General features: G+C 27.6%; 15 protein-coding genes. All 15 read left to right on the top strand.

What is annotated here, in order from left to right:
- Positions 1–199 precede the first annotated feature (199 nt).
- The gene (locus ACH2BO_RS10875; RefSeq protein WP_395044770.1) at positions 200–1,894 is read left to right on the top strand and encodes a DUF6909 family protein; all 1,695 of its coding nucleotides are present in this window, start codon (positions 200–202) and stop codon (positions 1,892–1,894) included.
- A gap of 6 nt (positions 1,895–1,900) precedes the next feature.
- Positions 1,901–2,881, top strand: a complete 981-nt coding sequence (locus ACH2BO_RS10870) for a hypothetical protein (protein ID WP_395044769.1) — start codon at positions 1,901–1,903, stop codon at positions 2,879–2,881.
- Positions 2,882–2,885: 4 nt separating this feature from the next.
- A complete protein-coding gene (gene rfbA / locus ACH2BO_RS10865; protein ID WP_395044768.1) occupies positions 2,886–3,749 on the top strand; it encodes a glucose-1-phosphate thymidylyltransferase RfbA in 864 nt (287 codons plus the stop codon).
- Between the two features lie 74 nt (positions 3,750–3,823).
- Positions 3,824–4,375: a dTDP-4-dehydrorhamnose 3,5-epimerase gene (gene rfbC, locus ACH2BO_RS10860; RefSeq protein ID WP_395044767.1), complete on the top strand. Its 552-nt coding sequence runs from the start codon at positions 3,824–3,826 to the stop codon at positions 4,373–4,375.
- Entirely contained in the window at positions 4,369–5,247 is an 879-nt protein-coding gene (rfbD, locus tag ACH2BO_RS10855) for a dTDP-4-dehydrorhamnose reductase (protein ID WP_395044766.1), read from the top strand. The genes rfbC and rfbD overlap by 7 nt, the downstream gene beginning before the upstream one ends.
- On the top strand, positions 5,247–6,191 hold the full coding sequence (locus ACH2BO_RS10850; RefSeq protein ID WP_395044765.1) for a glycosyltransferase: 945 nt from the start codon (positions 5,247–5,249) through the stop codon (positions 6,189–6,191). Before rfbD ends, ACH2BO_RS10850 begins: the two co-directional genes overlap by 1 nt.
- An 85-nt stretch (positions 6,192–6,276) precedes the next feature.
- Positions 6,277–7,194, top strand: coding sequence for a glycosyltransferase family 2 protein (locus tag ACH2BO_RS10845; protein WP_395044764.1), 918 nt, complete (start codon positions 6,277–6,279; stop codon positions 7,192–7,194).
- Positions 7,187–7,864: a GNAT family N-acetyltransferase gene (locus tag ACH2BO_RS10840; protein WP_395044763.1), complete on the top strand. Its 678-nt coding sequence runs from the start codon at positions 7,187–7,189 to the stop codon at positions 7,862–7,864. Before ACH2BO_RS10845 ends, ACH2BO_RS10840 begins: the two co-directional genes overlap by 8 nt.
- Positions 7,861–8,988 carry a dTDP-4-amino-4,6-dideoxygalactose transaminase gene (gene rffA, locus ACH2BO_RS10835; RefSeq protein ID WP_395044762.1) on the top strand — a complete coding sequence of 376 codons (1,128 nt, stop codon included), beginning with the start codon at positions 7,861–7,863 and terminating at the stop codon, positions 8,986–8,988. The genes ACH2BO_RS10840 and rffA overlap by 4 nt, the downstream gene beginning before the upstream one ends.
- Positions 8,989–9,003: 15 nt before the next feature.
- Positions 9,004–10,113 carry an acyltransferase family protein gene (locus ACH2BO_RS10830; protein ID WP_395044761.1) on the top strand — a complete coding sequence of 370 codons (1,110 nt, stop codon included), beginning with the start codon at positions 9,004–9,006 and terminating at the stop codon, positions 10,111–10,113.
- A gap of 112 nt (positions 10,114–10,225) precedes the next feature.
- Positions 10,226–11,965: a glycosyltransferase family 39 protein gene (locus ACH2BO_RS10825; protein WP_395044760.1), complete on the top strand. Its 1,740-nt coding sequence runs from the start codon at positions 10,226–10,228 to the stop codon at positions 11,963–11,965.
- 55 nt (positions 11,966–12,020) lie between these two features.
- Positions 12,021–12,545, top strand: a complete 525-nt coding sequence (locus ACH2BO_RS10820; RefSeq protein ID WP_395044759.1) for a hypothetical protein — start codon at positions 12,021–12,023, stop codon at positions 12,543–12,545.
- A gap of 91 nt (positions 12,546–12,636) precedes the next feature.
- Positions 12,637–13,296: a class I SAM-dependent methyltransferase gene (locus ACH2BO_RS10815; protein ID WP_395044758.1), complete on the top strand. Its 660-nt coding sequence runs from the start codon at positions 12,637–12,639 to the stop codon at positions 13,294–13,296.
- 25 nt (positions 13,297–13,321) lie between these two features.
- Positions 13,322–14,596 (top strand): flippase, encoded by a 1,275-nt coding sequence (locus tag ACH2BO_RS10810; RefSeq protein WP_395044757.1) that lies wholly within the window; start codon positions 13,322–13,324, stop codon positions 14,594–14,596.
- A 1-nt stretch (position 14,597) separates the two neighbouring features.
- A partial coding sequence (locus ACH2BO_RS10805) for a glycosyltransferase (RefSeq protein WP_395044756.1) occupies positions 14,598–15,117 on the top strand: 520 nt, incomplete at its 3' end.

Below are 15,117 nucleotides of genomic sequence, written 5' to 3'. Positions count from 1 at the left end.
GTATTTCCCTTTTGTGATGTATAATTTTGTAGAAAGAGACTTTTTATACACATTCTCTGGCGGAAAATGGAGCAGACAAACCAAGCATACCGATGCTGATTTGTCAAGAAAAATTATGGTGTACGAACCAGCAATAAACCTTATCCTGTCTAACTAATCCCAATTTTTTATACCTTTGCGGGTTAGAAAACAAAATTTAATGAAGGAAATTAAAAACATTTCGCGTTCTAGAGCGCAAGAATCGTCGGCAGCTATCGAACGATTGTACATTACAATGAGACATTTATTTAACCGTGGTTTTTATAAACCAATGGGAGTTTCTGGAGAAAGTTTAAGAGAAGCTTTACTTGCACTTAGACCAGAAATTTATGGAAGTATTGCCGAAGAAAAAGTAGAATTATCAGGACTTTTATATGTTATAGAAAGACTTCCTGTAGGAATTGAAGAATGTCGTTACATCAATTTAACATCAGACGAAGGGTATTCAAAGTCGCATTTTCAAGCCATTGTTCCACCAAAACGTAGAAGAAATTGCTATCGAATTGATGAAGAGCAAATGAATGTAGAAATTACTCGCGGAAGATCAGATATTTATGATATTCTTACCCATTTGACTTTTATATTTATAGAATCACACAAAATAAAAGACCGAGTTTTAATTGACGAAAACAATAACGAAGTTACTCGCGATTGGCAAAAATTAGAACAAGCAGCTTTACAAACCAAGAAACTTACTTTAATAGAAAAAGAAAAAGCTATCTCACACACAGCCAATGTGTTGGGAAGAACTTTTGCTGAGGTTTTATCAATTTATGATGCTTTTGGAACGTCTGAAAAACCAGACAGATTTCTTCATGTTATTTATTGGTTAGGAAAACTAGCAATGGAAGAAGTTGTTGAAAATAACAAACGAACTATTACTTTTAGTCCAATTCTAAGAGAACGTCTTGGTCATCACATTCATGGAGAAATTTGGGCAACCAATATTAAAGAAGTGCTGATACAAAACGAATTATTAGAAAGACCAATTCATATAATTAGCGCTAATATGCATAGTGTTATGAATTCTATTTTTGCTCCAAATGTTCACAAAGCTAAGTTTAAAGACAAATCAGATTTCTTTATTTTTGAAGAGTTAAGCAAGCAAGGTGCACACGATGTTAGAGATAAAGTTACCGAAGTTGCGCTTAAACAAGGAATGATTTCATTACCAGATAATTCTGGAACTAATATAGATGTTCAAATATTTGATACAGCCAAAATTGATTGGGCAAAATCGGCATTTCCAAAAGCTAAAATAGGTAAAGAAGCACCAGTTTTAATAGTAATGGATTACGCTTTTGGAGAACAAGCATATGAAACCATAGACGAATTATTAAAACCTTACAAAGAAGGAAAAAAAGTTACTTTGCTCAATGTAGAATCGGTTTCTATAATGGGAAAAGCTGGAATTCTTGAAGGAGGAAAAGGAGACATTATGATTCCGAATGCTCATATAAATGAAGGAACAGCTGATAATTATTCATTTGAAAACGAACTAACAGCAGCAATGTTTAGAGGAAATGATATTCCAGTTTTTGAAGGACCAATGGTTACTGTTTTGGGAACTTCATTACAAAACAGAGATTTGTTAAAGTTTTTTCACGAATCTACTTGGGCAGCAATTGGACTAGAAATGGAAGGATCTTATTATCAAAAAGCCATTCAAAGCGCTTCTAAAATTAGAAAAAGCATCAATCCAAATGTAAAAGTGCGTTATGCTTATTATGCCTCAGATAATCCTTTAGAAACAGGAAGTACACTAGCATCTGGCGGATTAGGAACAACAGGAGTAAAGCCAACTTATTTAATTACAATAAAAATATTAGAACAAATTTTCAACGTAAATAATTAATTTATTATGAGTTCAGATTCTCAAAATGTAAATGATAATCAAGAAATTGATTTGTCTCAAATTTCTAAGAAAATAGGAAGTTTTTTTGAAAACATTTCCACTATGATCTTTAAAGGAATACTATTTATTAAAAAAAATATAATTGTTCTTGGAATTTTGTTTGTTCTTGGTGCTGTTTTAGGTTTTTATATAGATAAAACCAGCAAAAGTTATATGAGTGAAGTAATTGTAACTCCAAATTTTGGATCTAATAGTTATTTATACTCAAAAATAGATTTATTAAATTCTAAAATTAGCGAAGGAGATACAGTTTTCTTGAAAACAAATGGCTTTACTAATGTCAAGAAAATTCATAAAATTGAAATCAAACCAATTTTAGATATTTATGAATACATTAAAGGAAATGCGCAAAGCTTTGAATTAATAAAATTAATGGCTGAAGATGGTGATTTAAATAAAATTATTGAAGATAAACTAACTAGTAAAAATTATCCATTTCATCAATTACAAATAGCAACATCTGTAAAATTTGAAAATGAATCATTAGTTAAACCATTATTAAAATTCCTTAACACAACAGATTACTATTCTAAATTAAAAAAAGAGTATGTAAATAATGTAAATATAAAATTGAGCCAAAATGATTCAATTATTAAACAAATAGATGGGTTTTTAGATAATTTTAAAAAGACAACAAATAATGGTTTAAAAAGTAGTAATTTAATATATTATAATGACAACATGCAATTGAATGATATCATTAAAACTAAAGATGCTTTAATCTCTGAACAAGGTGCACTTCGGCTTGAGATTGTAAACTATGAAAACATCATTAAAGATATTAGTGTTGTTAATAATATCGAAAACAACAAAGGATTAAACAATAAAATGAAACTAATTTTACCATTTTTATTTTTATTTTTATTCTTTGCATTTAGTATATTAAAATCTTTTTACAAAACACAATTAGCAAAATCTAAACTTTAAGTTTATGAAAGGAATTATTCTCGCTGGAGGTTCAGGCACAAGATTGCATCCGTTAACACTTGCTGTTAGCAAACAATTAATGCCAATCTATGATAAACCAATGATTTACTATCCACTTTCAACATTGATGTGGGCAGGAATTAATGAAATTTTAATAATCTCAACACCTCATGATTTACCTCTGTTTCAACAACTTTTGGGTGATGGAAAAAAATTAGGATGCCGTTTTGAATATGCTGTTCAAGAAAACCCAAACGGTTTAGCCGAAGCATTTATTATTGGAAAAGAATTTGTTGGAAAAGATAAAGTAGCTTTAATTCTTGGAGATAATATTTTTTATGGAACTGGTTTGGCCGAATTACTTCAAGCCAACAGCAATCCTGATGGCGGAATTATTTATGCTTATCATGTTCACGATCCAGAACGTTATGGTGTTGTAGCTTTTGATGCAAACGGAAAAGTACTTTCAATAGAAGAAAAACCAGAAAAGCCAAAATCTAACTATGCTGTTCCTGGAATTTATTTTTATGACAATTCAGTTATAGAAGTTGCAGCCAATATTAAACCAAGTCATCGTGGCGAACTCGAAATTACAGATGTAAATAGAGAATATTTAAACAGAGGAAATCTTAAAGTTAGTATTCTTGACAGAGGAACTGCTTGGTTAGATACAGGAACATTTCAATCTTTAATGCAAGCAGGACAATTTGTTCAAGTTATAGAAGAACGTCAAGGATTAAAAATTGGAGCAATAGAAGAAGCAGCTTATAAAATGGGTTTTATAAACGCTAATCAATTAAAAGAATTGGCACAACCATTACTTAAAAGTGGTTATGGTGTTCATTTAATGAGTTTGTTAGTCGAATAAAGAGAAAAGAACATAGAAAATAGAGAAAAAAAAAACTTAAGGATTGAAATTACTTTTTGAAATTGAAATTGAATATGATTTTTACAGAAACTAAACTTAAAGGTTGTTTTATAATTGAGCCAAAAATAATTAGCGATGAACGTGGTTATTTTATGGAAAGTTTTAACGAACAAACTTTTGAAAAAGGCATTGGCGAAAACATTCATTTTGTTCAAGACAATCAATCGTATTCTTCCAAAGGAGTTTTACGTGGTTTGCATTATCAAACTGGAAATCATGCACAAGCCAAACTGGTTCGTGTATTAACTGGAGAAGTTCTTGACATTGCAGTTGATATAAGACCAAATTCACTAACATTTGGTCAATATGAATCCATAATTTTGACCGGAGACAATCAAAAACAATTTTTTGTGCCAAGAGGTTTTGCTCACGGATTTTTAGTTTTGAGTACAAAAGCAGTTTTCTTTTATAAATGTGACAATTTTTACAATAAAGAAAGTGAAGGAGGAATAATTTATAACGATAAAAGTATTAATATAGATTGGAATTTTCCATCAGCAGAGATACTAATTTCTGAAAAGGATAAAACATTACCCAATTTACAAAACGCCAAAAAAGCATGGTAGTTTTAGTAACTGGAGCCAACGGACAACTTGGTCAAAGCATAAAATTTATTTCAGATAAATATCCAGAAATAGATTTTGTTTTTTGTGATTCAAAAAGTTTAGATATAACTGATTTAAACAACATTAAACAAGCATTTAAACAATTTAAACCCAACTTTTGTATAAACGCTGCAGCTTACACCGCAGTTGACAAAGCAGAAAGCGAACCAGAAAAAGCACATTTAATAAATGTAATTGGCGCAAAAAATTTAGCTGAGGTTTGTAAAGAGTATGATACCATTTTACTTCATATTTCAACAGATTTTGTATTTGATGGTAATCGTTCTGTCACACTGAGCGCAGTCGAAGTGCCTTACACCGAAGAGGACACAACAAATCCAAAAGGAGTTTATGGTCAAACAAAACTTGACGGAGAAAAAGCCATTCAAGCAACGTTCAACAATTATTTCATAATAAGAACATCATGGGTTTATTCACAATTTGGAAATAATTTTATGAAAACCATGTTGCGATTGGGTTCAGAACGAGACACTTTATCTGTAGTAAATGATCAGATTGGCACGCCAACAAACGCTGTAGATTTAGCAGAGGTTTTAGTAAAAATTATTCTAAAAACTCACAACTCACAACTCACAACTCACAACTATGGAATTTATAATTTCTCTAACGAAGGTCAATGTTCTTGGTATGATTTTGCTAAAGAAATATTCGAATTAAACAATATAAGTATAAATTTACAACCAATACCATCATCAAGTTTTCCAACACCAGCCAAAAGACCAGCTTATAGTGTTTTGGATAAAAGTAAAATAAAACAAGTTTTTGGTGTTGAGATTAATGATTGGGAAGAAAGTTTAAAAAGATTTTGTTAATGAGTCAAACCAAAAAAATATATTGTTTAATGCCGGTTTATAACGATTGGCAAAGCTTTGCTGTATTAACTCAAAAAATAGCAAAAATTAAAACAAACGACTATGTTTTTTCAATAGTTGCAGTTAATGACGGATCGTTTACAGAGAGAAATGAAGTTGATGTTGATTTATCAACAACAATTTTAAATTTAAAAGCAAATATTGGACATCAAAGAGCCATTGCTGTTGGACTTCAGTACATTTACAACGAAAAAAAAGATTATGACTATGTAGTAGTTATGGATTGTGATGGCGAAGACAAACCAGACGATATTCTTTTATTATTAGAGAAAGCTAACACTGAAAAATCAAATAAAATCATTTTTGCGCAAAGAAAAAAACGACAAGAATCAGTAGCTTTCAAAACCGGCTATTTTTTTTATAAATACCTATTCTATTTCCTTACAGGACAAAAGATTAACTTCGGTAACTTTAGTGCAATACCCAAAAAACTTTTAAGTAAAGTGGTGCATCAAAATAATATTTGGAATCACTATTCAGGCGGAATAATTCAATCTAAAATACCGTTTGACAAAGTATTACTGGATAGAGGAAAACGCTATCAAGGTGTGTCAAAAACCAATTTTAATAATTTAATAATTCATGGATTAAGCTCAATTGCTGTATATTTTGATTTTTTATCTTTACGAATTTTAAGATATTCTTTATATGGAATAGCAATATGTTTTATTTCGGTTATTTATATTTTGTATCAAAAATTATTCACTAATTATGCAATTCCAGGTTGGGCTTCTAGTTTAATATTAATTATTTTTGGAATAATTTTGCAGCTTTTTTCAGTAACATTAATAGTATTGTTGTTGCAATTAAGCTCTAGAAAAAACATTAACACTCCAAACCCAAAAGTATATTTAGATTTTATAGAAAGTAAAGATAAACTATAGCTTTTTAGATAAAAGTAAGACTAAAAAGAGGCGAAGAGTTTTAAGGATATTAATTCAGAAAAAAACAAAAAACAAAGTAAATAAGATGGATATATCAATTGTTAGTCCGATATATAAAGCAGAATTTTTTTTAGACAAATTGGTTTTTGAAATTCAAAAAACGATGTCCATTATTAATGTTGATTGGGAGATAATTCTTGTAGATGACAGAAGTAAAGATGATTCATGGCAAAAAATGAAAGATTTGTCTACTAAAAATAAAAACATAAAAAGCATTCGGCTCAGTAGAAACTTTGGACAACATCCTGCAATAATGGCTGGATTAAGTCACGCAAATGGAGAATGGATTGTTGTTATGGATTGCGATTTACAAGACCAACCCAAAGAAATAGTGAAATTATATAAAAAAGCTCTAGAAGGATTTGAAATCGTACAAGCAAGAAGGAAAAACCGAGAAGATAATTTCTTTAAAAAATTATCATCTAAGATTTTTTCAAAAGTTTATGGTTATTTTACAGATACAAAATATGATAATGAAATTGCAAATTTTGGTATTTACAATAAAAAGGTAATTAACTCTATTTTAGAAATTTCAGATTACATAAAGTTTTTTCCTTTATTTGTTAATTTTGTTGGTTATAAATCAACAACAATTGCAGTTGAGCACGCTTCGAGAGAATCTGGAAAAACAAGTTATAGTTTTTCAAAATTAGTGAGTTTAGCTTTTAATACATTAATTTCATTTTCAAATAAACCATTAAAACTTTTTGTAAAATTTGGAATGATTATTTCTATCTTATCATTTTGTACAGGAATTTATTATATATACCAAGCAATGAATCACGAAATAGAAGTTCTAGGATTTACTACTATAATCGTATCAATATGGTTTTTATCTGGAATCATTATTACAACAATAGGTATTACAGGAATATATGTTGGAAAAATCTTTGATCAAACAAAAAACAGACCTGTTTTTATAATTGATGAAATATATGGTTAAATATTTAGATTGGGACTCTAACTTTTTCAAAATAAAAGTAGGCGAATTGATTTTTGACAAACTTGATTTTTTAATTGATTTTTCAAATTTTGATTTGATTTATATTAAATCAGAACAAGATTTTGATTTAAATCTCAATGATTTTAAAAATTCTTTTTCTGAAACAAAAGCTATTTTTACAAAATCTCCAGAAAAGAAAGATTTAAGCACAAAATTTATTTTCTCTATTAACGAAGTTGAAAACATAGTTAAAGATTTATATATATTAGCTTTTGAAAGCGGTAAAAACAGCAGGTTTTTGTTAGACAAAAATTTCAATAACGAAAAATTCAAAGAATTATATCAAATATGGATAGACAATTCAATTTCAAAAATAATTGCCGATGATGTATTTGTATATGTAGAAAACAATAAATTGCTTGGCTTCATTTCTTATAAAATAAATGACAACAACGCTACGGTTGGATTATTTGCCGTTGATAACAATCAACAAGGAAAAGGAATAGGAGGAAAACTTTTATCACATTTAGAAAACGTATTAACAGAAAAAAACATAAAAAAACTCATCATTTCTACGCAACTATCTAATATTCAGTCTTGTAAATTTTATACAAAACAAGGATATCAAATAGAGAAAAAAATATACTTAAAACATTATTGGAAAACATGATACCTTTTAACAAACCCTATTTTACAGGAAATGAAACCCAATATATTGAAGATGCTGTAAAGATTGGAAAAATATCTGGTAATGGAAAATATACAAAACTTTGCCAAACATTTTTTGAACAAAATTATGGTTTCAAGAAATGTTTACTTACAACTTCATGTACAGATGCACTAGAAATGGCAGCAATATTAATCAATATTCAGCATGGTGATGAGGTCATTGTTCCTTCATATACCTTTGTTTCAACTGCCAATGCTTTTGTATTAAGAGGAGCAAAAATTGTTTTTGCAGATTCTAACAAAGACAATCCAAATATAGATGCAACTACAATTGAAGCATTAATTACACCCAAAACCAAAGCTATTGTTCCTGTTCATTATGCCGGTATTGCGTGTGACATGGATTTAATTATGGAGATAGCCAATAAACACAATCTTTATGTTATTGAAGATGCAGCTCAAGCCATCGACAGTTATTACACAGGGAAAAACGGAATTAAAAAGCCACTCGGTTCTATTGGTCATTTATCAGCATTTTCTTTCCATGAAACTAAAAATATTATTTCTGGAGAAGGAGGAATGTTAACAATAAATGACGAACAATTTATAGAACGTGCAGAAATTATTTGGGAAAAAGGAACCAATAGATCTTCGTTTTTTAGAGGCGAAGTAGATAAATATGGTTGGGTAGATATTGGCAGTTCGTTTTTACCATCAGAAATCATCGCCGCATTTTTATGGGCACAATTAGAAAATCTAGAAGACATTCAAAAAAAGAGAAAAGAAATCTGGGAAAACTATTATTCAAATATAAAAAAATGGTCAGAAAATAACAATATAAAATTACCAATACTACCAGATTATGCAACAAATAATGCACACATGTTTTATTTGGTTTGTGATAGTTTAGAACAAAGAACCCAAATAATAGAAAAACTAAAAATCAATGGCGTTATGGCTGTTTTTCACTATATGAGTTTGCATAAAAGTTCATATTTTTTACAATCAAATAAAGATAAATTATTGCCCGAAACAGAAAAATATACAAATTGCTTGGTTAGATTACCACTATTTTTTGAGTTGGACGTTAAGAAGGTAATAGAAAAAATTTCAAGTTTAATTTAAATTTTTAAATTATTAATGTCTAATAACAAACATTATTTTCCTAATCTAAATAGCTTGAGGTTTATTGCTGCTTTATTTGTGATAATTCATCATGTTGAGCAGTTTAAAGAATTTCTTGGATATCAAAATTATTCTCAACTACCATTTATTAAATTAATAGGAAAGTTTGGTGTAATCCTTTTTTTTGTTTTAAGTGGTTACTTGATAACTTATCTGTTGCTTATGGAACAAAATAAAAATGGAAATATTTCTTTAAAACAATTTTATATAAGACGAATATTAAGAATATGGCCATTATATTTTATAATAATAATTTTAGCATTTTTTATAACTCCTGAAATCAATTTTTTAAAAATTGATGGTTTAACAGAACATATTCACGAAAATTTTTTAATTAAAATTTTCCTTTATGTATTCTTTCTTCCAAATCTGGCTTTAGCTTTGTTTCCAATTATTCCATTTATAAGTCAATTGTGGTCAGTTGGTTATGAAGAACAATTTTATATTATTTGGCCAATATTAATCAAGAAAATTAAGAATAAACAACTAATTTTTTTAACTGTAATCTTATTTTTTATCATTTTAAAAATATTGACATATTTTGTTTTTAAAGATTTTTTAATTCAAATGAATTATTTTAAAAATGTTGATTTTTTCTTCAAGATGCCCAGCATTAATTGCATGGCAATTGGAGCGTGGTTTGCTTATTTACTTCACAGAAAAAGTTATTTATTAAACTTTATTTTTGACAAAAGAACACAATTTTTAAATTATTTACTACTTTCGTTTTTTGTTATATTCGGAATCAATATCCCATTTTTTAATTCAGAATTTTATTCTTTAAGTATTGCAATAATGTTAATAAACTTATCAGCAAATACTAATACCATTTTAAACCTTGAAAATAGAGCATTTAATTTTTTAGGTAAAATTTCATATGGATTATACATGTTTCATCCATTAATGATAGTAATTGTTTTAAAATCATTTAATCATTTAAATATAAAAAACATATTTTTAGAGAATATAACATCACTTTTATTAACTATAATAATTTCATTTTTTTCTTATAATTTCGTCGAGAAAAGATTTATACTAATGAAAGAAAAATTTAAAAAAAACTAAACAAATGATAATGAATTACTTAAAGCTTGCTAAAAACAATAAATGGATAATAACAATTTTGGTTATTTCAACGATTTTGAGATTTTACCATATTAATTTTCAAAGTCTTTGGATGGACGAGATATATTCTATGAATGTAGCAAACCCTAACGAGTCAATATCTAAATTAATATCAGAAGTTAATTTACGAGAAGGTTTTCCTTATTTTTATTTTATTATACTAAAAATACTATTTAGTGTTTTTGGTTATACTGCCACAGTTGCAAGAGCAGTTTCTGCAATTGCAGGCATCCTTAGTGTATTTGCAATTTATAAATTAGGCAAAGAACTTTTATCTAAACAAGCCGGATTGTTTGCCGCATCTTTTATGGCCTTAAACGAATATAATCTTTATCTGTCTCAAGATGCAAGACCATATAGTTTATATATATTGTTTGTTATTATATCTTTTTACTCATTAGTTAAATTACTAAAAGACAATACATTAAAGAATGGAATTGTTTATGGAGTTTCAGCTGGATTAATATTAAGTATTAATTTCTTTGGAGTAATAAATATTCTATCTCAAAGTATAATTATTTTATATTTTTTAGTTATTACACCAAAACAGTATAGATTATCTCATTTTAAAAATTATTTAGTATCTGGAAGCATTGCTTTATTAATGTTTGTGCCTAATTATGCAATATTGCAAAAATTATTAGGGTTAACTTCTGCTTGGATTCCTAAACCTACTCCTGACTCTTTTTCTTTATTTTTTAAAGAGATATTAGGTGATTCTGAAATGACATTATTTATTTTTTTACCTATATTTTATTATTTTTTATTCACTTTGTTTTCTCAAGAAGAAGCAAAAAAAAATGAAAATATTAAAGACAACAAGATGATTTTCAGTTCTATTATTTCTTTTGTCTGGATATTTACAGTTATATTATTTCTAATGATTAAATCCTATGGAGAACAGTCCTATATGCTTATAAGATATTTTTCCAGCATTACTCCAGTTTTCTTTTTAATAATTGGATTTGGGTTGTATTTAATAAAAAATAAGTTAATTAAATCTATGCTGTTCTTTTCAATACTTATTTTTACACTAGTAAACTTATTTTTTGTTAAAAATTACTATAATTCAATTAATAAAGCACAATTTAGAGAGGCAGCTAGCTTTGTAATGAAAAACAATAAAAATGGAGATCCAGTTTTCACAAGTCAAAAATATTGGTTTGATTATTATTTTATTGATTATAAAATAAAAACTCAAGAAAAAGAACTAGAAGCTTTATTTCAGGAAATGGCATTAGATTCAACCAAAATAAAACCGTTTTGGTTTGTTGATGCTTTTGGCAAAACTTTCACAGTTAGCGAAACCACTCAAAATTTTATAAATTCTAATTTTTATATTGAAAACAATTATGATGGTTTTCAAGCATGGACAAGACATTTCATTTTGTTAAAAGATGTACCAAAAGTGCTCGACATATCTAAATTTAAAAATTTACAACAATATAACGGTGATAAATTTATGCTTAATGTTGAATCATTTGAAAATGTGAATAATATAGTAAAAACTACAGGTTGGGCATATTTTGATATGCAAGATTCACAAAAATCTGAATTAGATATTGTTTTTATAAAAGAAGGTAAAGCAACAAGATTAATGACTCAAAAAGTAACTAGACCAGATGTAACAACTTACTTTAAATGTGATTTTGACGCTAGTAATTCTGGATTTTCATCAACAATTGACATCTCAAATTTTGAGAAAGGAAAATATCAATTAGCAATATATTTATTAAATAAGGAAACAAAAAAAGAAGGGCTTTACCTCACGGATAAATTTTTTGAAAAATAAATATATTATAATCTAAATTAATTACATTTGCAAAAAAATTATAAAATTTAAAAAAATGAGAATATTTTTAACTTGTCTAATTTTATCTATTACTTTGATTTCTTGTAAAAATAAAAAAAGTAGTGATAAAGCAACAGAAACTATAAAACCTATAACATTTGATGTGGTTTTAAATATGAACGTAAAACAAGACGATAGTTTTCAGTTATATTATACTGATGACACATCTCCAACTTTTAATGACAAAAAATCTGTTAGAGTAACAGTTAAAGGTAAGAATGAAGATCAAAAAATTGTGTTTTCATTACCAGTTGATGATTTACCAACTAATTTAAGACTTGATCTTGGTGAGAATAAATTACAACCAGAAATGAAATTGAATACTTTTACAATAAATTATGCGGATAAAAGTTTTTCATTAAATGGATTAGAGATATTACAGTATTTTGTTCCAGGTCAAATAGATGTCAATAAAGAACAACCTTTATTAAAAACAAATCAAGGAAAATCAGAAGTTTATGATCCAATGTTTTATCCACAAGATAATTTGAAAACAGAAATTTTAAAAATCATAAAATAATTTCTGTTTAACATTTTAAAAAAGTTATCTCCTAGAGGTAACTTTTTTGTTTCTACTTGTTTACTTTTGCTTTCGTTATAATTTCAACAATATGAATTACGATAAAAAAAACGCCGACTATTTTTCTAACATCCGTTTGGATTTAATTGGTTTGATACATAAAGATGTTAAAAACCTAAAAGTTCTTGAAATTGGCGCAGCTTATGGCGAAACTTTATTTTATTTAAAACAAAACGGTATTGCAAGCGAAGCAGTTGCTGTTGATTTATTTGAAGACAAAAACAACAAACAAAATTATAAACAATTAGACAATTTTATCTTTGGAAACATAGAAGAAATTGAGCTAAACCAATATAATGATTACTTTGATTTAATTTTACTGCCAGACGTTTTAGAACATTTAATAGAACCAAAACCAGTTTTAAACAAACTTAAAAATTATCTAAAAAACGACGGACAAATAATCGTGAGCATGCCAAATATTCGTCACTATTCTGCCATAAGTAAAATTTTCTTAAAAGGCGATTTTAGATATGAACAAAGCGGTGTTTTTGATTACACACACATGCGTTTTTATTGTAGAAAAAATATCAAAGAACTTCTAGAAACATCAGGTTACAATGTTGTAAAACAACAAAGCTCTATAAAAAGTTATCAAGGCAAATCGTTTTCTAAAATCATTAATTTGATTACATTTGGATTGTTAGAAGAATTTTTTTCATACCAATATTTTTTTGTGATAAAAAAATAGAAAAATCTTCTAGAAAAAACTTATTATGGATTTAATATCAAGCAGCTTCAAAAAAGTAATTTCTTCCTCTGGAATAAACTTTGTTTTTAGAATGTTTGGTTTAGGAACATCGTTCATTACAACAATATTAATCACTAGATTGTTTGGTATTGATACCTTTGGTAATTATTCTTTGGTATTTGCATTATCACAAGTTGTGGCACTTTTTTTTACTTTAGGAATTCCAAACACACTGATAAAAATAATAGGAAACAATAATTTTAACTTCCTTCAAGCCAAAAAATTATTGATAAAAGGATTAAAAGCAGCGTTATTATTTTCAATACTTCCAATGCTGTTTTTTTATTTTGGTTCTGATTTTCTCTCTCAAAATATTTTTCACAACATTCAATTAAGAAACTATTTTATTATTGTTGCCATCACAATTCCGTTGTTTATTGTGCATGAAATTTTCTTATGTTTTTTGGTCGCTACCAAGAATTTCATGAAATACAATTTGTTCATGTTTGTCATTCCAAATGTGTTATTGATGTTATTCATTTATTTATTTCATAATTTTGATAAAGAAAATCATTTCACTTTTATAGCTTTTGCCATTGCCATTTTAATCACTGTTTTAATTGAAGCATTTACAATTTTTGAACTAAAACCACAAAAAGAAGTCATTTCAATTTCAACTTTAGGATTAATAAAAACAGCATCACCATTACTTTTTAGCGGATTGTTTTTATACTTACTTAATTACACCAATGTAATACTACTTGGAATAATGACTAATGAAACTCAAGTTGGAATTTACAACATTGCCTACAAAATAGGAAGTGTTGGTTTTTTAGTAATAGTTTCTGTAAGCACCATAATTACACCAAAAATGGCCGAACTTTATGGACAAGGAAACCTATCGGAACTAAAAAAACTTACACACAATGCCACACGACTTATTGCAGTTTTATCAATTCCAATAGTATTAGTTTTAGTGGTTTTTAGTAAATATATTTTGTCTTATTGGGGAAATGAAGTAGTTACTGGAAGTGCAACTATGATTATTGTTTCAATTGGTGTTTTATTTAGCGCGATGGCTGGTAATGTTGACCAAATTTTAAACATGACCGAAAACCAAAAAATACTAAGAAACATAACCATAGTTAGTTTTTTTGTAAATTTGGGATTAAGCTATCTTCTAATTCCTATGCACGGAATTGAAGGCGCAGCAATTGCAAGTTTAATAACCAATATACTAATCAATATTTTGTGTATCTATTACATAAAAAAGAAATTAGGATTTTATACTTTATTTTAAAATGAACATACAGCTTTCTGTAATTATTGTCAATTATAACGGATTAAAGTATTTGAAACAATGTTTTGAATCGCTTACACAAAAATTACAAGAAATCACTTTTGAAATCATTGTTATTGACAACGATTCAATAGATGAAAGCTGTAATTATATAAAAAACAATTTTCCAGAAATAAAACTTATAGAATCTAAAATCAATTACGGATTTGGAAAAGGTAATAATGAAGCTGTAAAAACGGCGCAAGGCGAATATTTACTTCTAATAAACAACGATACTATAGTTTTAGATAATTTAAAACCAGCTTTAGATTTTATAAAGTCAAATAAAACCATTGGAGTTATTGGAATTAATATGCGCAATGAAACTAAAGAATACATTCCTGCAGCAGGAAACTTTCCAAATTTCAGAAACATGTTTCAGTTTCAAAAACTATTAGATTTAGGTACAGAATTCAAAACCGGAAAATTTTCTAAGGATAAGTATGAAGTTGGTTGGCTTGCAGGTTCATTTTTGCTTTTAT

Origin of the sequence: Flavobacterium sp., from assembly GCF_043773265.1 — a bacterium.
Lineage (GTDB): Bacteria > Bacteroidota > Bacteroidia > Flavobacteriales > Flavobacteriaceae > Flavobacterium.
Note: the sequence above shows the minus strand (reverse complement) of the source record. Positions and strands in the feature narration are given on the sequence as shown.

Coding starts and splice junctions, on each gene's coding strand:
- ACH2BO_RS10810 (WP_395044757.1), top strand. CDS start 13,322: ATGGATTTAATATCAAGCAGCTTCAAAAAAGTAATTTCTTCCTCTGGA.
- rffA (WP_395044762.1), top strand. CDS start 7,861: ATGATACCTTTTAACAAACCCTATTTTACAGGAAATGAAACCCAATAT.
- rfbA (WP_395044768.1), top strand. CDS start 2,886: ATGAAAGGAATTATTCTCGCTGGAGGTTCAGGCACAAGATTGCATCCG.
- rfbC (WP_395044767.1), top strand. CDS start 3,824: ATGATTTTTACAGAAACTAAACTTAAAGGTTGTTTTATAATTGAGCCA.
- ACH2BO_RS10825 (WP_395044760.1), top strand. CDS start 10,226: ATGGACGAGATATATTCTATGAATGTAGCAAACCCTAACGAGTCAATA.
- ACH2BO_RS10815 (WP_395044758.1), top strand. CDS start 12,637: ATGAATTACGATAAAAAAAACGCCGACTATTTTTCTAACATCCGTTTG.
- ACH2BO_RS10830 (WP_395044761.1), top strand. CDS start 9,004: ATGTCTAATAACAAACATTATTTTCCTAATCTAAATAGCTTGAGGTTT.
- ACH2BO_RS10875 (WP_395044770.1), top strand. CDS start 200: ATGAAGGAAATTAAAAACATTTCGCGTTCTAGAGCGCAAGAATCGTCG.
- ACH2BO_RS10840 (WP_395044763.1), top strand. CDS start 7,187: ATGGTTAAATATTTAGATTGGGACTCTAACTTTTTCAAAATAAAAGTA.
- rfbD (WP_395044766.1), top strand. CDS start 4,369: ATGGTAGTTTTAGTAACTGGAGCCAACGGACAACTTGGTCAAAGCATA.
- ACH2BO_RS10820 (WP_395044759.1), top strand. CDS start 12,021: ATGAGAATATTTTTAACTTGTCTAATTTTATCTATTACTTTGATTTCT.
- ACH2BO_RS10850 (WP_395044765.1), top strand. CDS start 5,247: ATGAGTCAAACCAAAAAAATATATTGTTTAATGCCGGTTTATAACGAT.
- ACH2BO_RS10870 (WP_395044769.1), top strand. CDS start 1,901: ATGAGTTCAGATTCTCAAAATGTAAATGATAATCAAGAAATTGATTTG.
- ACH2BO_RS10845 (WP_395044764.1), top strand. CDS start 6,277: ATGGATATATCAATTGTTAGTCCGATATATAAAGCAGAATTTTTTTTA.